16 protein-coding genes, 1 tRNA gene and 1 pseudogene are annotated in these 23,773 nt (G+C 63.4%); 16 read left to right on the top strand and 2 right to left on the bottom strand.

Features of this window, described 5'->3' with window-relative positions; all coding sequences use genetic code 11:
- From tuf to LB565_RS07960, 14 genes and pseudogenes are all read left to right on the top strand, one after another.
- Positions 1–414 (top strand): annotated as a pseudogene (tuf, locus tag LB565_RS08025) (elongation factor Tu); the annotation flags it as partial.
- 278 nt (positions 415–692) lie between these two features.
- Positions 693–2,231: a hypothetical protein gene (locus tag LB565_RS08020; RefSeq protein ID WP_224582561.1), complete on the top strand. Its 1,539-nt coding sequence runs from the start codon at positions 693–695 to the stop codon at positions 2,229–2,231.
- Positions 2,232–2,432: 201 nt separating this feature from the next.
- Positions 2,433–2,918 (top strand): group II truncated hemoglobin, encoded by a 486-nt coding sequence (locus LB565_RS08015; protein WP_224582544.1) that lies wholly within the window; start codon positions 2,433–2,435, stop codon positions 2,916–2,918.
- Positions 2,919–3,053: 135 nt separating this feature from the next.
- A tRNA-Trp gene (locus tag LB565_RS08010) sits at positions 3,054–3,129 on the top strand.
- 407 nt (positions 3,130–3,536) lie between these two features.
- Positions 3,537–7,763 (top strand): autotransporter outer membrane beta-barrel domain-containing protein, encoded by a 4,227-nt coding sequence (locus LB565_RS08005; protein WP_224582543.1) that lies wholly within the window; start codon positions 3,537–3,539, stop codon positions 7,761–7,763.
- Positions 7,764–8,214: 451 nt separating this feature from the next.
- A complete protein-coding gene (gene secE / locus LB565_RS08000; protein ID WP_095765634.1) occupies positions 8,215–8,418 on the top strand; it encodes a preprotein translocase subunit SecE in 204 nt (67 codons plus the stop codon).
- Between the two features lie 27 nt (positions 8,419–8,445).
- Positions 8,446–8,973 carry a transcription termination/antitermination protein NusG gene (nusG, locus tag LB565_RS07995; protein ID WP_140545994.1) on the top strand — a complete coding sequence of 176 codons (528 nt, stop codon included), beginning with the start codon at positions 8,446–8,448 and terminating at the stop codon, positions 8,971–8,973.
- A gap of 212 nt (positions 8,974–9,185) precedes the next feature.
- Positions 9,186–9,614 (top strand): 50S ribosomal protein L11, encoded by a 429-nt coding sequence (gene rplK / locus LB565_RS07990; protein ID WP_040983061.1) that lies wholly within the window; start codon positions 9,186–9,188, stop codon positions 9,612–9,614.
- 4 nt (positions 9,615–9,618) lie between these two features.
- Entirely contained in the window at positions 9,619–10,317 is a 699-nt protein-coding gene (gene rplA, locus LB565_RS07985; protein ID WP_224582542.1) for a 50S ribosomal protein L1, read from the top strand.
- A 384-nt stretch (positions 10,318–10,701) separates the two neighbouring features.
- Positions 10,702–11,220, top strand: a complete 519-nt coding sequence (rplJ, locus tag LB565_RS07980; protein ID WP_224582541.1) for a 50S ribosomal protein L10 — start codon at positions 10,702–10,704, stop codon at positions 11,218–11,220.
- Between the two features lie 54 nt (positions 11,221–11,274).
- On the top strand, positions 11,275–11,655 hold the full coding sequence (gene rplL, locus LB565_RS07975) for a 50S ribosomal protein L7/L12 (RefSeq protein ID WP_140755767.1): 381 nt from the start codon (positions 11,275–11,277) through the stop codon (positions 11,653–11,655).
- A 269-nt stretch (positions 11,656–11,924) separates the two neighbouring features.
- Complete coding sequence (gene rpoB / locus LB565_RS07970; RefSeq protein ID WP_224582540.1) at positions 11,925–16,061, top strand: DNA-directed RNA polymerase subunit beta; 4,137 nt, start codon at positions 11,925–11,927, stop codon at positions 16,059–16,061.
- Positions 16,062–16,193: 132 nt separating this feature from the next.
- The gene (rpoC, locus tag LB565_RS07965) at positions 16,194–20,390 is read left to right on the top strand and encodes a DNA-directed RNA polymerase subunit beta' (RefSeq protein ID WP_224509800.1); all 4,197 of its coding nucleotides are present in this window, start codon (positions 16,194–16,196) and stop codon (positions 20,388–20,390) included.
- A gap of 79 nt (positions 20,391–20,469) precedes the next feature.
- A complete protein-coding gene (locus LB565_RS07960) occupies positions 20,470–21,135 on the top strand; it encodes an O-methyltransferase (RefSeq protein ID WP_224582539.1) in 666 nt (221 codons plus the stop codon).
- Positions 21,136–21,168: 33 nt separating this feature from the next.
- On the opposite strand, the gene LB565_RS07955 is transcribed toward LB565_RS07960, so the two are convergent.
- Together LB565_RS07955 and LB565_RS07950 are read right to left on the bottom strand one after the other, a co-directional pair.
- Complete coding sequence (locus tag LB565_RS07955; RefSeq protein WP_224582560.1) at positions 21,169–22,092, bottom strand: Gfo/Idh/MocA family protein; 924 nt, start codon at positions 22,090–22,092, stop codon at positions 21,169–21,171.
- A gap of 85 nt (positions 22,093–22,177) precedes the next feature.
- A complete protein-coding gene (locus LB565_RS07950; RefSeq protein WP_040983044.1) occupies positions 22,178–22,459 on the bottom strand; it encodes a hypothetical protein in 282 nt (93 codons plus the stop codon).
- A 462-nt stretch (positions 22,460–22,921) separates the two neighbouring features.
- Here LB565_RS07950 and rpsL point away from each other — a divergent pair, with 462 nt between their 5' ends.
- Complete coding sequence (rpsL, locus tag LB565_RS07945) at positions 22,922–23,293, top strand: 30S ribosomal protein S12 (RefSeq protein ID WP_006202128.1); 372 nt, start codon at positions 22,922–22,924, stop codon at positions 23,291–23,293.
- A gap of 9 nt (positions 23,294–23,302) precedes the next feature.
- A complete protein-coding gene (gene rpsG / locus LB565_RS07940) occupies positions 23,303–23,773 on the top strand; it encodes a 30S ribosomal protein S7 (protein ID WP_127229703.1) in 471 nt (156 codons plus the stop codon).

The following is a 23,773-nucleotide window of genomic DNA, read 5'->3' as shown; positions in this document are numbered from 1 at the left end:
GGCGTGGAAATGTTCCGCAAGCTGCTCGACCAGGGCCAGGCCGGCGACAACATCGGCGCGCTCTTGCGCGGCATCGACCGCGAGGGCGTGGAGCGCGGCCAGGTTCTGGCCAAGCCCGGTTCGGTCAAGCCGCACAAGAAGTTCGTGGCCGAAGCCTACATCCTGACCAAGGACGAGGGCGGCCGTCACACGCCGTTCTTCACCAACTACCGTCCGCAGTTCTACTTCCGCACGACGGACGTGACGGGCATTGTCACGCTGCCGGCCGGCACCGAAATGGTGATGCCCGGCGACAACATCACCGTCGACGTCGAGCTGATCGTGCCGATCGCGATGGAAGAGAAGCTGCGCTTCGCCATCCGTGAAGGCGGCCGCACCGTCGGTGCCGGCATCGTCGTCACCATCAAGGAATAATCGAGCCGGCTTTTGCCGGTTCGGCAGGAAAGGGCGGTCTTCGGGCCGCCCTTTTTCTTTGGCAGCAGTATTGGGCGGATCTGTTCAATTCTGTTGCAAGCACCGTCGCCGCAACTAGTATGGTTGTACCGAGGGGCTTGCCAGACGTGGTTTCAACATTCCGTTCAAAGACCATACGGTGTTGGCGCGGGCTGCTTCGGCTGGGATTGGCCGCTGCCGCAGGGCTTGCCGCCCTCAGCGTCGCCGCGAAGGAGGCACCTCCGGACTACGGTCCGGCGATGCGCTTCGTCGTCGTGCGCAGCAGCGCGCCGGGCTGCGAGCCGAACTGCCCGGAATGGATTTCCGCCGAAGGCACGATCGAGGCCGGCACGCCGGCGCTGCTGAAACGCCTGCTGAAGACGCTCGGCGGGCGGCAATTGCCGATCGTCGTCAATTCTCCCGGCGGCAATGTCGATGCCGCGCTGCAGCTTGGCCGCATGGTCCGCAAGAACAAGCTTGATATCGCGGTCGGCATCACGGAGTTTTCCGGCTGCTCGCCGGGGACGAAGAATTGCCGGGACAATGACGGCAAGGACCAGCCCTACTCCGGCGTCGCTTATGACAGCGGCGCGATGTGCAATTCGGCCTGTCCGCTGATGTTTGCCGGCGGCATCCGCCGCGTGGTCGGCGAGTGGGCCTATCTCGGCGTCCATCAGATCACCACCACCTACCAGCGCGAGAAGCTGCTCTACCGAACGACCTATCGGATCGTGAACGGCAAGAAGAAGATCGTCAGCACCAGGGTCGTCAGCCGCAAAAATGCCGGCAGCTACAAGACCTATGAGATGAGCAAGGCGGTCGAGAAGCGGCTGTCGGCTTATTTGGAGGAGATGGGTGTCGAACAGGGCGTGCTCAGCGTGATGAAGGCGACGCCTGCCAGCGACATCAGGCAGATCGAGCCCGAGGACATGCTGGAGATGAAGCTCGTCACCAGCCTGGATTCGCTCGATCTGCTGACCGAGAGAACCATCTGCCAGCACCAACCGGCGCCGGCGAATTGTCGCGAGATTCCCACGAACGGCGCGCCGGCCGTGGTCGCAGCCGTCGAAACCGGGCCTTCACCCATTGCCCCTGTTCCCGCACCGGCGCCGCAGGCAAACGAACAGGAAATGCGCTTCGTCCTTGTCCGGGGCAGCAATCCGCTTTGCAATCCCGATTGTCCGGAATGGATTTCGGCGGAAGGCAGGATCGCGGCAGGCACCGCCGACAAGTTGCGCCAGCTGCTCGATACGATCCGGGAGCGCCGGTTGCCCATCATCGTCGACTCGCCGGGTGGAGACGTGCAGGCTGCGCTTGCCGCAGGCCGGCTGATCCGCGAGCGCAGGTTGGACGTCGCGATCGCGCGAACGGATTTTCTCGATTGCGATCCGGGCGAAGTGGGGTGCGTCGCACCCGACGGTCTCCATACCGGCCTCACCATCGATGCAGGCGCTGAATGCGATGCGGCTTGCGCAGTGATGATCGCCGGCGGCGTCCGGCGTTTGGTCGGCGCCAATGCGCATTTCCTGGTGCATTCCATGGGCATGGAAGACAAAGTCAGGGCGTATCTTGATGAGATGGCGGTCGGCTCAGGCTTTTTCGTCGCCATGCAGTCGGCCGAATATGCCAAGCACAGGGAACTCAGCCGGGACGAACTGAAGACATTCGGACTGACGACCGGGCAGCAATCGGTGGACGCGCTGACCGGCGCCACCATTTGCAGATCCGCGCCCAGGCCGGACAATTGCCGCGTTCTGCCGGCCGCCGATGCCGAAGCGAAGGCGCCGGCGAAACTCTAGACCAGGATGACGTTTCGTTGAATCGCCATCCTGATCTAACTCTTTGTTGGAGCATGATCTTCTCCGAAAACCGGTTCCCACTTTTTGCATGCGCTGACCTTCGGTTCGGGACCACGCTTTAGCTGCGCACTGGCCATCGAGGCAGGTTGAGCGGGGCAGGGCGCTGCCGCTATCTTGCTGTATGCACAGGGAGGAGCGGCGATGAGCGAGGACATCCCGACTTTGTACGAATGGGCCGGCGGCAGCGAGGCGCTGAACCGGCTGACCCGGATCTTTTACCACAAGGTGGCGGCGGACCCGATCGTCGGTCCGGTGTTCGAGCACATGTCGCCGGATCACCCGGCGCATGTCGCCGCCTTCATCGGCGAAGTCTTTGGCGGGCCGAAGACTTACAGCGAGAAGCATGGCGGCCATCGCGAAATGGTGATGCATCACCTCGGCAAGCATCTGACCGAGGGACAGCGCCGCCGCTGGATCAATCTCCTTGCCGATGCGGCGGATGAGGTCGGCCTGCCCGACGACCCCGAGTTCCGCTCCGCCTTCATGGGCTATGTCGAGTGGGGATCGCGGCTGGCGAAGATGAACTCGAATCTGGGCGAGACCTGCGATCCCGAGACCGAGCCGATGCCGGCCTGGGGCTGGGGCGTGCCGGGCGGACCTTACAAGCCGCCCGCCGGGAAGTCGTAGGCGCGCGTGCCCGCGATCGATTGCAGGCAGCTGCGCAATTCAGATTTCTGGCAAAGCTTCCAAAACGGCATCGGAGTGCTCTTTACAGAGCGCCCGGAAGCTTTTAGGAAGCGCCTGCGCCGAACAAGCGCATGCACGGGCATAGCTCAGTTGGTAGAGCGGCGGTCTCCAAAACCGCAGGTCGTAGGTTCGAGCCCTGCTGCCCGTGCCATTTCTTCAAGTGAGCAGGCATCTGGCAACCGCCCTCTCGATCGCCGAAATCAGCCTTACATATTTCTTCCGCGCGTCTGCCGCCCTTGCGGTCATCGGCCTGCCAGCCCGTGTCGCACGCTCGAACCCTGTGCCGTCCGGGTGGCGAAAATCGTTGCACCTTAGACCAAAGATGTAAGGTTTTCGTCCTTAGCACTTAACTGCGCATTAGGATTACCAAATAGAAAGCTGTTGCTTGCGAGTAACGCTGTGCTGACCAGAGCAAAGCGAAGGGCAGGGGGGTCGCACGTTTGTGCAAAACGCCGCAATTTTCTGGAATACGCCGCCCCGGTCCCGTGCCTTCCTCTCGCATTGCGTCCTGATTCATCAGAACACGATATTTATGACTTCCTAAATTACGAGGGGCACATGAGTGGGCGCAGCAAAAGCAGCGGCGAGAAGCGCCGCTCCCGCGCGCTACTGACGGGCGTCAGTATTGGTGCGATGGTCATGTGCGGCTGGTCAACCTCAGCCAGAGCGCAAGTCTGGCAGGGCACGACGAGTGCCGATTGGACGGTCGGCAGCAACTGGTCGACGGGCACGGCCCCGAGCGGCACGGCAACGGTCACGATCAACACGAATTCGCCCAATCCCGCGGTTTTGGGTGTGTCCGGCGCGGCGAGTGCGACGATCGGCAACCTGCAGCTGAATATGTCGGCAGGCACGAGCGTGCTCACGGTTCAGAACGGGAGCACGCTGTCGTCCAGCGTCACGACGGGCACGAACTACATTGGCCGAGTCGGAAACGGGACCGTTACGGTCACGGGCGCTGGATCGTCCTGGTCGAGTTCGGCCTCGACCCTGATCGGTTTCGGCAGTGGCAGTGCTGGCACGCTGAACATCGCCAATGGTGCAAACGTCAGTCTGGGAACCCTGAGTTTTGGCGCGGCCAATGCCACGATCAATGCGACGCTGAACATAACGGGGGGCGGGACGCTGACCTCGGGCAACACAACTTTGTTCGGATCGGCCACAACCAGCGCCGCCAACATTTCCGGCGCGGGATCCAGCTGGAATGTGGGTGGATTTTTGACAGTTGGCAGGGGCCAGGGCAACGCCGGAACCGGCAGCGGCACGCTCAAGGTGACAAACGGCGCAGTGGTGACCGCCACCGGCATTATCACTATCGCTGGTAATAACCTAAGTGGAGCGGGAACCGGCACGGTGACTGTCTCCGGCACGGGCTCCCAGTTGAACACTAGCGCGGCACTCAACATCGGTGCCTATGGCCAGGGTACGTTGACGGTTTCCAACGGAGCGGCGGCGACCGCCAATACGGTGACAATGACCGCCATCGCGGCCTCAACGGCCACGCTCAACATATCTGGCGACGGCACCCTTTCCACAGGGGCGCTGACAGCCGGTCCAGGAACGGTGCAGGCCAACTTTGACGGCGCCACGCTGCGCGCCACCGCGAGCAACACAGCCTTTATTAGCGGTTTTACCGGCACCGGGCTCAACATCGCTGCGGGTGGGCTCACGCTCGATACCGGCGCCTTCAGCGTCACTGCCATATCGCCGTTCAGCGGCACGGGTGCGATCACCAAGATCGGCACCGGCACGGGGACGACGATCTCGGCGGGCACCCTGCAGCTCGGCAATGGCGGCGCGTCGGGCTCGATCCTTGGCGACGTGACCAACAACGGCACGCTGGCCTTCGACCGGTCAGACGCCTACACCTTCGCCGGGCTGATCTCGGGCAACGGTGCGGTCAATCAGATCGGCTCCGGCACCACCATCCTGACGGCGGACAACGGCTACACCGGCGGGACGACGATCTCGGCGGGCACCCTGCAGCTCGGCAATGGCGGCGCGTCGGGCTCGATCCTTGGCGACGTGACCAACAACGGCACGCTGGCCTTCGACCGGTCAGACGCCTACACCTTCGCCGGGCTGATCTCGGGCAACGGTGCGGTCAATCAGATCGGCTCCGGCACCACCATCCTGACGGCGGACAACGGCTACACCGGTGGGACGACGATCTCGGCGGGCACCCTGCAGCTCGGCAATGGCGGCGCGTCGGGCTCGATCACCGGCGATGTCGTCGACAACGGCATGCTGGCCTTCGACCGCTCGGACGCCGTCACCTTCGGCGGCGTGATCTCCGGCACTGGCGGGCTGAACCAGATCGGCGCCGGCACCACGATCCTGACCGCCGCCAACAGCTATGGCGGGCCGACCAACGTCAACAGCGGCACCTTGCTCGTCAACGGCAACCAGGCCGGCGCCACCGGCCAGACCGCGGTGGCAGGCGGGGCGACGCTCGGCGGCACCGGCATCATCGGCGGCGATGTCACCATGGCGGATGGCAGCACGCTCAGCCCCGGCGGCAGCGGCAATTCCGCCGGCGCGCTGACCATCAACGGCAACCTGACGCTCAGCGGCGGCACCAGCCTGGCGTATAATTTCGGGCAGGCCAACGCGCCCGGCGGCGCGCTGAACGACGTCGTCAATGTCGGCGGAAACCTGACGCTCGACGGCACGCTCAACATCACGCCGACCGCCGGCGGCAGCTTTGGGCCCGGCGTCTACCGCGTGTTCAACTACAACGGCGCGCTGATCGACAACGGGCTCGCCCTGACATCGCCCGACTATTCGGTGCAGACGTCGATCGCCAATCAGGTCAACCTCATCAACACGGCCGGGCAGCTGCTGACCTTCTGGGACGGCGATGCCGGCCCCAAGAACAACAGCGTGGTCGACGGCGGCAACGGCACCTGGCAGGTCGCCGGCTCCGGCAACAACTGGACAACGCCAGGCGGCGAGGTCAATGCGCCGTGGAGCAACGGCCAGTTCGCCGTGTTCCAAGGCACGCCCGGAACGGTGAGCGTGGACAACGGCAACGGCGCGGTGACCGTCAACGGCATGCAGTTCGCCGCCGACGGCTATGTCATCCAGGGCGGCGACATCAGCCTTGTTGGGCCGCAGTCGACGATCCGGGTGGGCGACGGCAGCAGTGCGGGCGCAGGCTACAAGGCCACCATCGCGTCGGACCTTGTTGGAAACTCAGGGCTGACCAAGGTCGACTACGGTACCCTGATCCTTGCCGGCAACAGCTCCTATGTCGGGGCGACGACCGTGCAGGGCGGAACCCTGGCGGCCGGCAAGGCAGGCGCCTTCAACGCAACCTCTGCATTCGCTGTCCAGTCGGGAGGCACGCTGGATCTCGCCGGCTTCGACCAGACGGTCGCCTCGCTCAATAACAGCGGCGCGGTGCGGCTTGGTGCTGCGGCACCCGGCACGGTGCTCACGGTCAGCGGCGACTATGTCGGCAATGGCGGCAAAATCCTCATCAATGCCGCGCTGAACGGCGATGCTTCTGCGACCGACAGGCTGGTAGTGCATGGCAACACCTCGGGCACCGGCATCCTGGCGGTCACCAATGTCGGCGGCGCGGGCGCGCAGACCAGCGAGGGCATCAAGATCGTCGACATCGACGGCAGCTCGGCCGGCACCTTCACGCTCGCCGGCGATTATATCTACCAGGGCGACCAGGCGGTGGTCGGCGGCGCCTATGCCTACCGGCTCTATAAGAACGGCGTGAGCACGCCCAGCGACGGCGACTGGTATCTGCGCTCCACCCTGATCAACCAGACCGGTCCGCTCTATGCGCCAAGCACGCCGCTCTATGAGGCCTATGCCGGCGTGCTGCAGAGCTTCAACGAGCTGGGCACGCTGCAGCAGCGCATCGGCAACCGGGCCTGGGGCGAGGACGCGACGCCGCAGGGCGCGGACGTGCCCGGCCAGGGTCCGGTCGACGGCAACGCCATCTGGGCGCGTGTCGATGCCGCCCACGGCAAGTTCGAGCCGAAGACCTCGACCACCGGCACCGACTACGACGTGACGACGTGGAAGATCAACGCCGGCGTCGACGGCCTGCTGCATGACAGCGAGGCCGGCATCCTGCTGGGCGGTATCACGGTTCACTACGGCACCGTCGCATCGGACGTCTCATCGACCTTTGGCACCGGCTCGATCTCGGCCACCGGCTACGGTGTTGGCGGCACGCTGACCTGGTTCGGCAACAGCGGCTTCTATGTCGACACGCAGGCGCAGGCGACCTGGTATGACAGCGACATCAACTCGGCCGAGCTGGGCAAGCTTGCCGACGGCAACAACGGCTTCGGCTATGCGCTTAGCATCGAGAGCGGTCAGAAGATCGCGCTGCGCTCCAACTGGTCGCTGACCCCGCAGGCGCAACTTTCCTATTCGGCGGTCGACTTCGACAAGTTCACCGATCGGTTTGGCGCGATCGTGTCGCCCGGCAGCGGCGACAGCCTGATCGGCCGCCTCGGCATCTCGGCCGACTATGAGGACCAGTGGGCCGACAGCGCCGGGCAGGTGAGCCGGGCGCATGTCTACGGCATCGCCAACCTCTACTATGACTTCCTCGGCGGAACCGATGTCGATGTCTCGGGCGTCAAGCTTGCCAGCCAGAACCAGAAGTTCTGGGGCGGCGTCGGCCTCGGCGGCTCGCTCGATTTCGGCGACGGCAAGTACTCGGTCTATGGCGAGGCACTGGCCAAGACGAGCCTGGCGAGCTTCGGCGACAGCAATGTCATCAGCGGCAAGCTCGGCTTCAGCGTGCGCTGGTAGCGGCGTCGACGAGGCATCGGGCACAGCTGTCCGCCGGTAGATTGTTCGGTCTCCAAACCGCAAGTCGCAAATCCGAAGCCCTGCTGCCTGTGCCATTTTCCAGGGTCGCGGGCCGATGAGCGGCCGCTCCGCGGTTGAAAATCGGTGAGCGGCTTGCCATATGGCGAGAATTGGGGCATAAGCCCCGTATAGCCGGGACGGGACGACTGGATGGTTCCGAGGCGGCGTTGAGACATAAAGCGGACCCTTGCCACTTGCGTGGATTAAGAATCGGTTTTATGTAGACAAGACAGACACGCGACGCGTGGAGCTGGGAAGCCGGCTTTACGCGTCTGATTTGCGTGGGTGAAATAGCGGCGCTGATTCGCGCCGCATAGAGCCCAGGCGGCACGTCCCGGTCAGCGGGATCATCCAGGAGGCCCGGCCAACGGGTCTCGAAAACAGGCGGCGCATGGCTTCGAAAACCACTAATCCCTTCACCTTTCTCCAGCAGGTTCGCGCGGAGACGGCCAAGGTGACATGGCCTTCGCGGCGCGAAACAATGATTTCGACCGTGATGGTCCTGATATTCGCGGTGATCGCGATGCTGTTCTTCTTCGCTGCCGATATTCTGATGGGCTATGCGATCGAGTGGATCCTGGGTCTCGGGCATTAATTCGGCGGTTTACGGAGAGGTCGTGAAATGACTGCGCGGTGGTATATCGTCCACGCCTATTCGAACTTCGAGAAGAAGGTCGCCGAGGACATCGAGAACAAGGCCAAGCAGAAGGGCCTGTCAGGTGACATCGAACAGATCGTGGTCCCGACCGAAAAGGTCGTCGAGATCCGTCGCGGCCGCAAGGTCGATGCCGAGCGCAAGTTCTTCCCGGGCTATGTGCTCTTGAAGGCCAACCTGACCGATGCCGTGTTCTCGCTGGTCAAGAACACGCCGAAGGTCACCGGCTTCCTGGGCGACTCCAAGCCTGTGCCGATCACCGAGACCGAGGCGCAGCGCATCCTGAACCAGGTCCAGGAAGGCGTCGAGAGGCCGAAGCCTTCGGTCACCTTCGAGATCGGCGAGGCGATCCGCGTTTCGGACGGTCCTTTCGCGTCGTTCAACGGCGTCGTTCAGGAAGTGGACGAGGAGCGGGCCCGCCTCAAGGTGGAAGTTTCGATCTTCGGGCGCGCCGTGCCCGTCGATCTGGAATTCGGACAGGTCGAAAAGGGCTGATCCGTAAAGCCGCGCCGAAAGGCGTCGGCACACCCGCGCCGAAAGGCGTCGGGTTCCCTGCTCCGATAGGTGCCAGGGGCGGTTGCTTAAAGCGCCGCATGAACGGGTGGGAGGCGAAGGCGGCATAGCCGGCCGTCGGAACCGCACCACCAGACTGCAACCGCCGGCGTCCCGGATCATGGGGTCGGCATGAGAAAAAGGCAGGAATAGAGATGGCTAAGAAAGTTGCAGGCCAGCTCAAGCTCCAGGTTGCCGCGGGCTCGGCCACGCCGTCGCCCCCGATCGGCCCGGCGCTTGGTCAGCGCGGCATCAACATTATGGAGTTCTGCAAGGCGTTCAACGCGCAGACCCAGGAGATGGAGAAGGGGTCGCCGATCCCGGTCGTCATCACCTACTACCAGGACAAGTCGTTCACCTTCGTCATGAAGACGCCGCCGGTGAGCTACTTCCTGAAAAAGGCCGCCAACCTGAAGTCGGGCTCCAAGGAGCCGGGCAAGACCAAGGTCGGCACGATCAGCCGCGACAAGGTGCGCGCGATCGCCGAGCAGAAGATGAAGGACCTGAACGCAAACGACGTCGAGGCGGCCATGCGCATGGTCGAGGGCTCCGCCCGCTCGATGGGCCTGGAAGTGGTGGGCTAAGATCATGGCAAAGATTGCAAAGCGTGTTGCCAAGAGCCGCGAAGGCATCGATCCGAACAAGGCTTACGCCCTCAATGAGGCGCTGCAGCTGCTCAAGGACCGGTCCGCGGTGAAGTTCGACGAGACCGTCGAGATCTCGATGAATCTCGGCGTCGATCCGCGTCATGCCGACCAGATGGTCCGCGGCGTGGTCAATCTGCCGAACGGCACCGGCCGCTCGGTGCGTGTCGCGGTGTTCGCCCGCGGCGACAAGGCCGAGGAAGCCAAGGCCGCCGGCGCCGATATCGTTGGCGCCGAGGACCTGGTCGACATCGTCCAGAAGGGCACGATCGATTTCGATCGCTGCATCGCCACCCCGGACATGATGCCGCTGGTCGGTCGTCTGGGTAAGGTGCTCGGCCCGCGCGGCATGATGCCGAATCCGAAGGTCGGCACCGTGACCACCGATGTGGCCGCAGCCGTCAAGGCTTCGAAGGGCGGCGCCGTCGAGTTCCGCGTCGAGAAAGCCGGTATCGTCCAGGCCGGCGTCGGCAAGGTCTCGTTCGACGTCAAGGCGCTGGAAGAGAATGTCCGCGCCTTCGCCGATGCGGTGAACAAGGCGAAGCCCGCGGGCGCCAAGGGCAACTACGTCAAGAAGGTGTCGGTCACCTCGACGATGGGCCCTGGCCTCAAGCTCGACATCGCGACGCTCGCCGCGTCGTAAGTGTCGTCTGACCGGGCTCAAGGCCGGTCATTGAAGAATTCCGGACCGCCGATCCGTCGGCGGCCCGGTACCCGGGAGCCGAGAGGTTTCCGGATATCCTGTCCGAGATTGCAGGCGGCCAGCCTTGTTCAAAAGGGGGCCTTAATTCATGTGGGCCTGCATGAGACGGGTGAAGACCCGACAAAGGAGCAAGTGCTCCAATGAAAGGTTCGAACCGTGTTTGCCTTTTGTCAGCGCATCGCCGGCTTGCCGTCGGTGTCGCGAAAAGGGGGCAGGATCCTCGAGCGCCGTTCGGGAGATCCAGGATTTTGGATGGCCCGGCCGGCAAAAGGCAACCCGACTTCTGACCTCGAGAATGAGGCAGAGGTCAACTGGAGATAGGCAGTGGACAGAGCGGAAAAGCGCGAACTCGTCACGGGCCTGAACGAAGCGTTCTCGAACGCGGGTTCAGTCGTCGTGGCCCACTACGCCGGTATCACCGTGGCGCAAATGAACGACCTTCGGTCGAAAATGCGCGCCGCCGGCGGCACCGTCAAAGTCGCGAAGAACCGTCTCGCCAAGATCGCTCTTCAGGGCACGGACTCCGCATCGATCATCGATCTGTTCAAGGGACAGACGCTGGTCGCTTATTCGGAGGATCCGGTTGCGGCGCCGAAGGTCACGTCCGATTTCGCCAAAGGGAATGACAAGCTGATCATTCTCGGCGGCGCGATGGGCTCGACCTCGCTCAACGCCGATGGTGTCAAGGCACTCGCCACGATGCCGTCGCTCGACGAGCTGCGCGCCAGGCTGGTTGGCATGATCGCCACCCCGGCTACCCGGATCGCCCAGATCGTCAATGCGCCCGCGGCTTCGGTCGCGCGTGTCATCGGCGCTTACGCCCGGAAGGACGAGGCGGCATGAGGCCGTTCCTCGCTGTCAACAACACACGTTCGAACCAACTAAAGGAATATCAAAATGGCTGATCTCGCGAAGATCGTAGACGACCTTTCGAAGCTGACCGTCCTCGAGGCGGCTGAGCTGTCGAAGCTCCTGGAAGAGAAGTGGGGCGTTTCGGCCGCCGCTCCGGTGGCTGTTGCCGCCGCTGGCGGTGGTGCTGCCGCTGCCGCTGCTCCGGTTGAAGAGAAGACGGAATTCGACGTCGTTCTCGCCGACGCCGGCGCCCAGAAGATCAACGTCATCAAGGAAGTCCGCGCCATCACCGGCCTTGGCCTCAAGGAAGCCAAGGACCTGGTCGAAGCGGCTCCGAAGCCGGTCAAGGAAGGCGTTTCCAAGGCCGACGCCGACAAGTTCAAGGCTCAGCTGGAAGCAGCTGGCGCCAAGGTCGAGCTGAAGTAAGCCTGTTAGGCGAGGGCGGACGGTCTCGCGCCGTCCGCCCCCTCCCTTGGATTGAGGGAGGCTTTGTTGCGCGAGGCGTTTGAAAACCTCTTTCCTGAGGGCCGAAAAGCGGCCTTCCGGAAACGGGTTTTCTCCCGTTTTAGCCGGTACCCCGTCAAAAGAGCGGCGAGGGCGGCCGGAAAACAGATAGGGGCAGCCGCCGAGGCCGCCCGTTGGTGCAAGGCGAGCCGCGGCGAGGTTCGCCCCGAGTTTAGAGCTAAGGAGCGACGATGGCCCAGACCCAGACTTTCAATGGCCGCAGACGCGTACGCAAGTTCTTCGGAAAGATCCCGGAAGTTGCGGAGATGCCGAACCTCATCGAGGTTCAGAAGGCATCCTATGACCAGTTCCTGATGGTGGACGAGCCCAAGGGCGGCCGTCCGGACGAAGGACTGCAGGCCGTTTTCAAGTCGGTCTTCCCGATCTCCGACTTTTCCGGCTCCTCCATGCTGGAGTTCGTGAAGTATGAGTTCGAGGCACCGAAATTCGACGTTGACGAATGCCGTCAGCGCGACCTGACCTATGCTGCGCCGCTCAAGGTGACGCTGCGCCTCATCGTGTTCGATATCGACGAGGATACCGGCGCGAAGTCGATCAAGGACATCAAGGAGCAGGACGTCTATATGGGCGACATGCCGCTCATGACGTCGAACGGCACCTTCATCGTCAACGGCACCGAGCGCGTCATCGTCTCGCAGATGCACCGCTCGCCGGGCGTCTTCTTCGACCATGACAAGGGCAAGTCGCACTCGTCGGGCAAGCTGCTGTTTGCCGCGCGCGTCATCCCCTACCGCGGCTCGTGGCTCGACATCGAGTTCGATTCCAAGGACGTCGTGCACGCCCGCATCGACCGCCGCCGCAAGATTCCGGTGACGTCGCTCTTGATGGCGCTCGGCATGGACGGCGAAGAGATCCTGTCGACCTTTTACAACAAGATCACCTACAAGCGCGCCGGCGACCATTGGCGCATTCCGTTCAACGTCGAGCGTTTCCGCGGCCTCAAGGCCGTTGGCGACCTGGTCGACGCCGACACGGGTGAAATCGTTGTCGAGGCCGGCAAGAAGATCACCGCCCGCCAGGCCCGCCAGCTCGGCGAGAAGGGTCTCAAGGCCATCAAGGCGACCGACGAGGATCTGCTCGGCAACTACCTTGCCGAAGACATCGTCAACTACGCCACCGGCGAGATCTTCCTCGAAGCCGGCGACGAGATCGACGACAAGACGCTGAAGGTGCTGCTCGGCACCGGCGAGGACGAGATCCAGATCCTGGACATCGACCACGTCAATGTCGGCGCCTACATCCGCAACACGCTCAACGTCGACAAGAACGAGAGCCGCCAGGACGCCCTGTTCGATATCTACCGCGTCATGCGCCCGGGCGAGCCGCCGACGCTCGAGACCGCCGAAGCCATGTTCAACTCGCTGTTCTTCGACAGCGAGCGCTACGACCTGTCGGCCGTCGGCCGTGTCAAGATGAACATGCGCCTCGAGCTCAAGGCAGAGGACACCGTGCGCGTGCTGCGCAAGGAAGACATCCTGGCCGTGGTCAAGACGCTGGTCGAGCTGCGCGACGGCAAGGGCGAGATCGACGACATCGACAATCTCGGCAACCGCCGCGTGCGTTCGGTCGGCGAGCTCATGGAGAACCAGTACCGCGTTGGCCTGCTGCGCATGGAGCGCGCGATCAAGGAACGCATGTCCTCGATCGAGATCGATACGGTCATGCCGCAGGACCTGATCAACGCCAAGCCGGCGGCCGCCGCCGTGCGCGAGTTCTTCGGTTCCTCGCAGCTGTCGCAGTTCATGGACCAGACCAACCCGCTGTCGGAGATCACCCACAAGCGTCGCCTGTCGGCGCTTGGACCGGGCGGTCTGACCCGCGAGCGCGCCGGCTTCGAAGTGCGCGACGTGCACCCGACGCATTACGGCCGTATCTGCCCGATCGAAACGCCGGAAGGCCCGAATATCGGTCTGATCAACTCGCTGGCCACCTTCGCACGCGTCAACAAGTACGGCTTCATCGAAAGCCCGTACCGCAAGATAGTGGGCGGCAAGCTGACCAACGAGGTCGTCTACCTGTCGGCGATGGAAGAGGCCAAGCACTATGTCGCGCAGGCCAACGCCGAGCTCGACAAGAATGGCAGCTTCGTCGACGAGTTCGTCATTTGCCGTAACGCCGGCGAAGTGATGATGGCGCCGCGCGAGAACGTCGACCTGATGGACGTCTCGCCGAAGCAGATGGTGTCCGTCGCGGCGGCACTCATTCCGTTCCTCGAGAACGACGACGCCAACCGCGCGCTGATGGGCTCGAACATGCAACGTCAGGCCGTGCCGCTGGTGCGCGCCGAAGCGCCGTTCGTCGGCACCGGCATGGAGCCGGTCGTCGCCCGTGACTCGGGCGCGGCCATCGGCGCCCGCCGCGGCGGCGTGGTCGACCAGGTGGACGCCACCCGTATCGTCATCCGCGCCACGGAAGATCTCGATCCCGGCAAATCCGGTGTCGACATCTACCGGCTGATGAAGTTCCAGCGTTCGAACCAGAACACCTGCATCAACCAGCGTCCGCTGGTGCGCATGGGCGACCGCGTCAACAAGGGCGACATCATTGCCGACGGTCCGTCGACCGAGCTCGGCGATCTGGCGCTCGGCCGCAACGTGCTGGTCGCGTTCATGCCGTGGAACGGCTACAACTACGAGGACTCGATCCTGCTCTCCGAGCGCATCGTGGCCGACGACGTCTTCACCTCGATCCACATCGAGGAGTTCGAGGTCATGGCGCGCGACACCAAGCTCGGGCCGGAGGAAATCACGCGCGACATTCCGAACGTTTCGGAAGAGGCGCTGAAGAACCTCGACGAGGCCGGCATCGTCTATATCGGTGCCGAGGTGCAGCCGGGCGACATCCTGGTCGGCAAGATCACGCCGAAGGGCGAAAGCCCGATGACGCCGGAAGAGAAGCTTCTGCGCGCCATCTTCGGCGAAAAGGCCTCGGACGTTCGCGACACCTCAATGCGCATGCCCCCGGGCACCTTCGGCACGGTCGTCGAAGTGCGCGTCTTCAACCGCCACGGCGTGGAGAAGGACGAGCGCGCGATGGCGATCGAGCGCGAGGAGATCGAGCGTCTGGCCAAGGACCGCGACGACGAACAGGCGATCCTGGATCGCAACGTCTATGCGCGCCTCTCCGACGTGCTGATCGGCAAGGAAGCGATCGCCGGACCGAAGGGCTTCAAGAAGGGCTCGAAGCTGTCGAAGGACACGCTCGACGAGTATCCGCGTTCGCAGTGGTGGCAGTTCGCCGTCGAGAACGAGAAGCTCCAGGGCGAGCTCGAGGCTCTGCGCGGCCAATATGACGAGTCCAAGAAGGCGCTCGAGCAGCGCTTCATGGACAAGGTCGAGAAGGTGCAGCGCGGCGACGAAATGCCTCCGGGCGTCATGAAGATGGTCAAGGTCTTCGTGGCGGTGAAGCGCAAGATGCAGCCGGGCGACAAGATGGCCGGCCGTCACGGCAACAAGGGTGTCGTGTCGCGCATCGTTCCGGTCGAGGACATGCCTTTCCTCGAGGACGGCACGCATGCCGACATCGTGCTCAACCCGCTGGGTGTGCCGAGCCGCATGAATGTCGGCCAGATCCTGGAAACGCATCTGGGCTGGGCTTGCGCAGGCATGGGCAGGAAGATCGGCGAACTGATCGATGCGTATAAGGGCGGCGGCGACATCAAGCCGCTGCGCAAGACGCTGGAAAGCTTCATGCCGGCCAACGACCGCAACGAGCCGATCCGCGAGTATGACGACGAGAGCATCGTTCGCCTGAGCGAGCAGATGCGCCGCGGCGTCTCCATCGCGACCCCGGTGTTCGACGGCGCGCATGAGGCCGACATCAACACCATGCTGGAGCAGGCTGGCCTGCACACCAGCGGTCAGTCGCAGCTCTATGACGGCCGCACCGGCGAGCCATTCGATCGCAAGGTGACGATGGGCTATATCTATATGCTCAAGCTGCACCACCTGGTGGATGACAAGATCCACGCGCGTTCGATCGGTCCGTACTCGCTCGTCACCCAGCAGCCGCTGGGCGGCAAGGCCCAGTTCGGCGGCCAGCGTTTCGGCGAAATGGAGGTCTGGGCGCTCGAAGCCTACGGCGCAGCCTACACGCTGCAGGAAATGCTGACGGTGAAGTCGGACGACGTCGCCGGCCGCACCAAGGTCTACGAGGCGATCGTGCGCGGCGACGACACGTTCGAGGCGGGCATTCCGGAGAGCTTCAACGTTCTCGTCAAGGAAATGCGTTCGCTCGGTCTCAACGTGGAGCTGGAGAACACCCAGGTCGAAGAGACCCCGACGCGTCTGCCCGACGCAGCCGAGTAAGCCTATGGCGCGCCGCGCTCAAAGACGCGGCGCGCCCCAAGAAATCTTCGGCCGGTTCGACCGGCCATTCTGCGGACAAGTCGTCCGCGATCGATGCAAGGGGTTATCGAGGACCCCGAAAAGGAGAACGGCATGAACCAAGAGGTCATGAATCTCTTCAACCCGCAGGCGCCTGCGCAGGTGTTCGATTCCATCCGGATCTCGCTTGCCAGCCCAGAGAAGATTCTGTCCTGGTCGTTCGGCGAGATCAAGAAGCCGGAGACCATCAACTACCGCACCTTCAAGCCGGAGCGTGACGGCCTGTTCTGCGCGCGCATTTTTGGCCCGATCAAGGACTATGAGTGCCTGTGCGGCAAGTACAAGCGCATGAAGTACAAGGGCGTCATCTGCGAAAAGTGCGGCGTCGAAGTCACGCTGTCGCGCGTTCGCCGCGAGCGCATGGGCCATATCGAGCTCGCCGCGCCCGTCGCCCATATCTGGTTCCTGAAGTCGCTGCCCTCGCGCATCGGCACGCTGCTCGACATGACGCTCAAGGATATCGAGCGCGTGCTCTATTTCGAGAACTACATCGTCACCGAGCCCGGCCTCACCGCGCTGAAGGAGAACCAACTCCTCAGCGAGGAAGAGTACATGCTTGCGGTCGACGAGTATGGCGAGGACTCTTTCACCGCCATGATCGGCGCCGAGGCCATCCATGACCTGCTTGCCGGCATGGACCTGGAGAAGATCGCCGGCGACCTGCGTTCGGAGCTGGCCTCCACCACCTCCGAGCTCAAGCAGAAGAAGTATCTGAAGCGGCTCAAGGTTGTTGAGAACTTCATGGAATCCGGCAATCGTCCGGAATGGATGATCATGAAGGTGGTTCCGGTGATCCCGCCGGACCTGCGTCCGCTGGTTCCGCTGGACGGCGGCCGCTTTGCCACGTCCGACCTCAACGATCTCTATCGCCGCGTCATCAACCGCAACAACCGCCTGAAGCGGCTGATCGAGCTGCGCGCGCCCGGCATCATCGTGCGCAATGAAAAGCGCATGCTGCAGGAAGCCGTCGATGCGCTGTTCGACAACGGCCGTCGCGGCCGCGTCATCACCGGCGCCAACAAGCGTCCGCTGAAGTCGCTGTCGGACATGCTCAAGGGCAAGCAGGGCCGGTTCCGCCAGAACCTGCTCGGCAAGCGCGTCGACTATTCCGGCCGCTCGGTCATCGTGACCGGTCCGGAGCTGAAGCTGCATCAGTGCGGCCTGCCGAAGAAGATGGCGCTCGAGCTCTTCAAGCCCTTCATCTACGCCCGTCTCGACGCCAAGGGTTTCTCCTCGACCGTCAAGCAGGCGAAGAAGCTGGTCGAGAAGGAGCGTCCGGAGGTTTGGGATATCCTCGATGAGGTGATCCGCGAGCATCCGGTGCTGTTGAACCGTGCGCCGACGCTGCACCGCCTCGGCATCCAGGCGTTCGAGCCGACCCTGATCGAAGGCAAGGCGATCCAGCTGCATCCGCTGGTCTGCACCGCCTTCAACGCCGACTTCGACGGTGACCAGATGGCGGTCCATGTGCCGCTGTCCTTGGAAGCGCAGCTTGAAGCCCGCGTGCTGATGATGTCGACCAACAACATCCTGCACCCGGCCTCCGGCGCGCCGATCATCGTGCCGTCGCAGGACATGGTTCTCGGTCTCTACTATCTGTCGATCGTCAACCAGAACGAGCCGGGCGAAGGCATGGTGTTTGCCGACATGGGCGAGCTCCAGCACGCGCTGGAGACCAAGGCCGTGACGTTGCACGCCAAGATCAAGGGCCGCTTCCGCTCCGTCGACGCGGAAGGCAAGGTCGTGTCGAAGATCTACGACACCACGCCTGGCCGCATGATCATCGGTGAGCTTCTGCCGAAGAACGTCAATGTTCCGTACGACATCGCCAACCAGGAGATGACCAAGAAGAACATCTCCAAGATGATCGACACCGTCTACCGCCATTGCGGTCAGAAGGAGACGGTCATCTTCTGTGACCGCATCATGGCGCTCGGCTTTGCGCATGCCTGCCGTGCCGGCATTTCGTTCGGCAAGGACGACATGGTCATTCCGGACACCAAGCTGAAGCTTGTTTCCGACACCGAGGCTTTGGCCAAGGAATACGAGCAGCAGTACAATGACGGCCTGATCACGCAGGGCGAGAAGTACAACAAGGTCGTCGACGCCTGGGCCAAGTGCTCGGAGAAGGTCGCCGACGAGATGATGGCGCGCATCAAGGCAGTGGAGTTCGAAGACAACGGCCGTCAGAAGCCGATGAACTCGATCTACATGATGTCGCATTCGGGCGCCCGCGGTTCGCCCACCCAGATGCGTCAGCTCGCCGGCATGCGCGGCCTGATGGCCAAGCCCTCGGGTGAAATCATCGAGACGCCGATCATCTCGAACTTCAAGGAAGGCCTCACCGTGCTCGAGTACTTCAACTCGACCCACGGCGCCCGCAAGGGTCTGGCCGACACCGCCTTGAAGACGGCGAACTCGGGTTACCTCACCCGCCGCCTCGTCGACGTGGCGCAGGACTGCATCGTCAATTCGCTGGATTGCGGCACCGACAAGGGCCTCACCATGCAGCCGATCGTCGATGCCGGTCAGGTCGTCGCCTCGGTCGGCCAGCGCGTGCTGGGCCGCACCGCGCTCGACGACATCAACCATCCGGTCAGCGGCGAACTGCTGGTCAAGGCCGGCACGCTGATGGACGAGCGCGACGTGGAGCAGATCGAGAAGGCCGGCGTGCAGTCGGTCCGCATCCGCTCGGCGTTGACCTGCGAGGTCAGGACCGGCGTGTGCGCGGTCTGCTACGGACGCGACCTGGCCCGCGGTACCCCTGTCAACCAGGGCGAGGCCGTCGGCGTCATCGCGGCGCAGTCGATCGGCGAGCCGGGCACTCAGCTCACCATGCGTACCTTCCACATGGGCGGCACGGCGCAGGTCGTGGATTCCTCGTTCCTTGAAGCCTCCTATGAGGGCAAGGTGCAGATCCGCAACCGCAACGTGGTGCGCAACTCGGAAGGCCAGCAGATGGTCATGGGCCGCAACATGGCGGTGCTCATCCTCGATGAGACCGGCAAGGAACGCGCCACGCACCGCGTCGCCTATGGTTCGCGTATCTTCGTGGACGATGGCGACAAGGTGAAGCGCGGCCAGCGTATCGCCGAGTGGGATCCTTACACCCGCCCGATCCTCACCGAAATCGAGGGTCGCGTCGCGTTCGAGGATCTGGTCGACGGCATCTCCGTTCAGGAAACGGCCGACGAATCGACCGGCATCACCAAGCGTGAGGTCATCGACTGGCGTTCGACGCCGCGCGGCAGCGACCTGAAGCCCGCGATCGTCGTCCAGGATGCCAAGGGCAAGGTCGGCAAGCTGTCGAAGGGCGGCGATGCGCGCTTCCTGCTCTCGGTCGAGGCCATCCTCTCGGTCGAGCCGGGCGCCCATGTGAAGCCTGGCGACGTGCTGGCGCGTATCCCGATGGAAAGCGCCAAGACCAAGGACATCACCGGTGGTCTGCCGCGCGTTGCGGAACTGTTCGAGGCTCGCCGTCCGAAGGATCACGCCATCATCGCCGAGATCGATGGCACGATCCGCTTCGGCCGCGACTACAAGAACAAGCGCCGCATCATCATCGAGCCGCATGACTCGACGCTCGAGCCGGTGGAGTACCTGATCCCGAAGGGCAAGCCGTTCCATCTCCAGGACGGCGACGTCATCGAGAAGGGCGACTACATCCTCGACGGTAATCCGGCGCCGCACGACATCCTGGCGATCAAGGGCGTGGAGGCGCTTGCCTCCTACCTCGTCAATGAAATCCAGGAGGTCTACCGTCTGCAGGGCGTGTCGATCAACGACAAGCACATCGAGGTGATCGTTCGCCAGATGCTGCAGAAGGTCGAGATCACCACGCAGGGCGATTCGACCTACATCCCGGGCGACCACGTCGACGTGATCGAGCTGGAAGAGGTCAACGAGCGCCTGATCGAGGACGGCAAGAAGCCGGCCGAAGGTCAGCCGGTGCTGCTCGGTATCACCAAGGCCTCGCTGCAGACGCCGTCCTTCATCTCGGCCGCCTCCTTCCAGGAGACGACCAGGGTGCTCACCGAGGCGGCGGTTGCCGGCAAGACCGACATGCTGCAGGGCCTGAAGGAAAACGTCATCGTCGGCCGCCTGATCCCGGCCGGCACCGGCGGCACGATGAGCCAGATAAGGCGCATCGCCACCTCGCGCGACGAGCTTATCATCGACGAGCGCCGCAAGGCCTCCGGTGTCGAGGTCGCCGAGCCGATGCTGACCGATATGGTCAACGCCGCGCAGTAAGTGGCTTGATATGACAAACGAAGAGAAGGGGCCCACGCGGCCCCTTCTTGCATTTTGGCTTCACCAACGAGGAAGAGCTATGAGCAGCAAGACCTGGACGGCTGTCGACGACTACATCGTTGCCTCTCTTTTCGAAGCGGATCCCGTGCTGGATGCAGTGCTTAAGGCCAACCGCGATCAGGGCCTGCCGGCGATCGACGTCTCGGCCGCGCAAGGCAAGCTGCTGTCGCTGCTGGTACGCATCCGCGGAGCGAGAACTGTGCTGGAGGTCGGCACGCTGGGCGGCTACTCGACCATCTGGATGGCGAGGGGATTGCCGGCGGACGGCAAGGTCGTGACGCTGGAGCTGGACCCGCATCACGCCAAGGTCGCGCGCTCGAATTTCGAGCGGGCAGGGGTTTCCGGCAAGGTCGACCTGCGGGTCGGTCCAGCGCTGCAATCGCTCGCCGCGCTGGCCGGCGAAAATGCCGGTCCGTTCGACCTGATCTTCATCGACGCCGACAAGCCGAACAACCCGAATTATCTGAACTGGGCGATGAAGCTGTCGCGCTCGGGCACGGTCATCGTCTGCGACAACGTCATCCGCGACGGCGCGGTCGTGAAAAAGAATAGCGGCGATGCCAATGTCGAAGGCGCTCGCGAGGCGTTCTCGTTCATCGGCGGCGAGAAGCGGCTGGACGGCACTGCCATCCAGACCGTCGGCGCCAAGGGTTATGACGGTTTTGCCATCGCGATCGTCGCGTGAGATTGCCGTTCGCCTCGACGCTTTGCCGCTGTCTCAGTCGAAAAACGCCTCGACCACATTGCGCTTGCCCAGCATGAAGGCATCGGCGACGTGCTGCAGCGGCGCGAGATCGATATCGGAAACGCCTGCGCGAACGATCTCGGCGAAGCGCTTGTAGAGCATCGGATATTCGGCCTCCGGCTCGTCATGGATGGTCTGCCCATCGACGGCGAGCTTGGCGCCGCCGCCCGAAAGCACCATTCTGCCCTTGTCGGTCTCGGCGACGATGTCCCAGCTTTGCGGGCCGGTCTGCAGCCAGTCGAGCTCCATCGTCACCGGCAGGCCGCTCGAAGTGCGGAAGGCGACATGCGCCGCGACCGGCGCCGCGCGGTTCTCCGGAAAGTCGAGCACGGCCGAAGTGATGAACATCGGCGGCAGGATATGGGTGGCGATCGACAGCGCATTGATGCCCGGGTCGAACACCCCGAAGCCGCCGGGCTCCCAGATCCATTCCTGGTTCGGATGCCAGCGGCGTACGTCTTCCTTCCAGTTGATGGCGGCCGAGGTCAGCCTGGCCGAGGCGAGGAAGCTGCGCGCGGCCTCGACCGCCGGCGCATAGCGGGAGTGCCAGCTGGCGAAGAGCGAGACACCGTTCTTGTCGGCAAGCGCCTTGAGGTGCTCGACCTCGCTCACCGTCGCGCCCGGCGGCTTTTCGAGGAACACGTGCTTTTTCGCTTCCAGCGCGGTGCGCGCGGCATCGTAGCGGAACTGCGGCGGCATGCAGAGCGAGACGGCTTCCAGGCTGGGCTCGGCCGCAAGCATCGCCTCGATCGTCGGGTAGTTCGCAATGCCATCGACTTTGCCATGTCGGCTGGCTGCGGCTGCGAGACGGTAATTGCCGTCCTTGGCGATCGCCGGCAGGTGCTGGTCGCGCACGATCTTGCCCACGCCGACGATGGCGAGCTGGATGGGGGTGATGGTCATGGGAACTCCGGAAAGGGAAGAGTAGCGTCGATTGGTTGAGGGATAAGCCGAAAAAACCCGGCGCGCCGGGGCCGCGATATCAGAAGGGCTCGTCGAAGGTGACGATCGAAACCTCGCCTTCGAGTGCGCCCTGATAGGCCGACAGATGCGGCTCCTCGTCGGGCTCGCCTTCCATGTCGCCGATCTGGTCGAGCTCGGCCTCCGCGAATCCTTCCGCCGCGAGCGATTCGAGCGCACGGCGCACGGCAGAATCATCGTCGGGCGCAACCAGCATCACATGCACGCCTTCCGGCTTGCCGCCTTTCTTGCGCCAGACCCGTCCGGTGATGATGGTGACCGGCCGTTCCTCATTGTCGTTCACGGGCTGATTCCTCGTTTTACCGGGAGATTGTCCGGCTCAAGCCGCCTTTTGACACGAAGCAGGCCGGGAAGACAGCCGCAAGCCGGTCACTTTCTTCCTCGCTCTTGAAAAAAGACGCAAGAAAATTACATGCGTTTTTCGCATGGCTGCCCAGCCTCCGGTTGGGCGCAATATTTGCCGCTTCGGGGTTGACGGACCTTGGGGTTGCGAGTAGAAGCCGCGACGTCAGAACCGATGTGAGGCTCTCCTGTCCGAAGCGACACGCTTTGGAGTTTGCCTCAAACAGGGTTCGTTTTACGAGCGAAAAGACATTTCCGGCGCGCATGAAGCGGCTTCCGCTTCCTCTGCAATTTGTTCGGGCAGGACCGCGAGGCGCGGTGTGTTGCCCGAATTTGCGTATGGAAATGACGCTTTGAGCGGCCCTGACAGGGCAGACACGGAATTGAGAGACAAGAGGGTTTAATGCCTACCGTCAACCAGCTGATCCGCAAGCCGCGCCTGGCGCCGGTGAAGCGCAACAAGGTCCCGGCCATGCAGCAGAACCCGCAGAAGCGGGGCGTCTGCACGCGCGTCTACACGACGACGCCGAAGAAGCCGAACTCGGCGCTGCGCAAGGTGGCCAAGATTCGCCTGACCAACGGCTTTGAAGTGATCGGCTACATCCCGGGCGAAGGTCACAACCTTCAGGAGCACTCGGTGGTCATGATCCGCGGCGGCCGCGTCAAGGATCTGCCGGGCGTCCGCTACCACATCATCCGCGGCGTGCTCGACACGCAGGGTGTGAAGAACCGCAAGCAGCGTCGTTCGAAATACGGCGCCAAGCGTCCGAAGTAAGGGTTTCCCATGTCCCGTCGTCACAGTGCAGAAAAGCGTGAGATCAATCCGGACCCCAAGTTCGGCGATCTGGTCGTCACCAAGTTCATGAACGCCGTCATGTATGACGGCAAGAAGTCGGTTGCCGAGACCATCGTCTACGGCGCGTTGGACCAGGTCCAGGCCAAGACCAAGCAGGAGCCGGTCACCGTCTTCCACCAGGCGCTCGACAATGTCGCGCCGCATGTGGAAGTGCGCTCGCGCCGCGTCGGCGGCGCCACCTACCAGGTTCCGGTCGACGTGCGCCCTGAGCGCCGTCAGGCGCTGGCCATCCGCTGGCTGATCGCCGCGGCCCGCAACCGCAACGAGACCACCATGGTCGACCGCCTCTCGGGCGAGCTGATGGACGCGGCCAACAACCGCGGAACGGCCGTCAAGAAGCGTGAAGACACCCACAAGATGGCGGAAGCCAACCGCGCCTTCGCGCATTACCGCTGGTAA

It is taken from the genome of Mesorhizobium sp. CA14, assembly GCF_020165195.1.
GTDB lineage: Bacteria > Pseudomonadota > Alphaproteobacteria > Rhizobiales > Rhizobiaceae > Mesorhizobium.
Note: the sequence above shows the minus strand (reverse complement) of the source record. Positions and strands in the feature narration are given on the sequence as shown.

What these genes read in the sequence shown, in the direction of transcription:
- rpsG (WP_127229703.1), top strand. Translation starts at nt 23,303, where the DNA reads ATGTCCCGTCGTCACAGTGCAGAAAAGCGTGAGATCAATCCGGACCCC.
- rplA (WP_224582542.1), top strand. Translation starts at nt 9,619, where the DNA reads ATGGCAAAGATTGCAAAGCGTGTTGCCAAGAGCCGCGAAGGCATCGAT.
- LB565_RS08005 (WP_224582543.1), top strand. Translation starts at nt 3,537, where the DNA reads ATGAGTGGGCGCAGCAAAAGCAGCGGCGAGAAGCGCCGCTCCCGCGCG.
- LB565_RS07960 (WP_224582539.1), top strand. Translation starts at nt 20,470, where the DNA reads ATGAGCAGCAAGACCTGGACGGCTGTCGACGACTACATCGTTGCCTCT.
- LB565_RS08015 (WP_224582544.1), top strand. Translation starts at nt 2,433, where the DNA reads ATGAGCGAGGACATCCCGACTTTGTACGAATGGGCCGGCGGCAGCGAG.
- nusG (WP_140545994.1), top strand. Translation starts at nt 8,446, where the DNA reads ATGACTGCGCGGTGGTATATCGTCCACGCCTATTCGAACTTCGAGAAG.
- rplK (WP_040983061.1), top strand. Translation starts at nt 9,186, where the DNA reads ATGGCTAAGAAAGTTGCAGGCCAGCTCAAGCTCCAGGTTGCCGCGGGC.
- rpsL (WP_006202128.1), top strand. Translation starts at nt 22,922, where the DNA reads ATGCCTACCGTCAACCAGCTGATCCGCAAGCCGCGCCTGGCGCCGGTG.
- rplL (WP_140755767.1), top strand. Translation starts at nt 11,275, where the DNA reads ATGGCTGATCTCGCGAAGATCGTAGACGACCTTTCGAAGCTGACCGTC.
- secE (WP_095765634.1), top strand. Translation starts at nt 8,215, where the DNA reads ATGGCTTCGAAAACCACTAATCCCTTCACCTTTCTCCAGCAGGTTCGC.
- rpoB (WP_224582540.1), top strand. Translation starts at nt 11,925, where the DNA reads ATGGCCCAGACCCAGACTTTCAATGGCCGCAGACGCGTACGCAAGTTC.
- LB565_RS08020 (WP_224582561.1), top strand. Translation starts at nt 693, where the DNA reads ATGCGCTTCGTCGTCGTGCGCAGCAGCGCGCCGGGCTGCGAGCCGAAC.
- rpoC (WP_224509800.1), top strand. Translation starts at nt 16,194, where the DNA reads ATGAACCAAGAGGTCATGAATCTCTTCAACCCGCAGGCGCCTGCGCAG.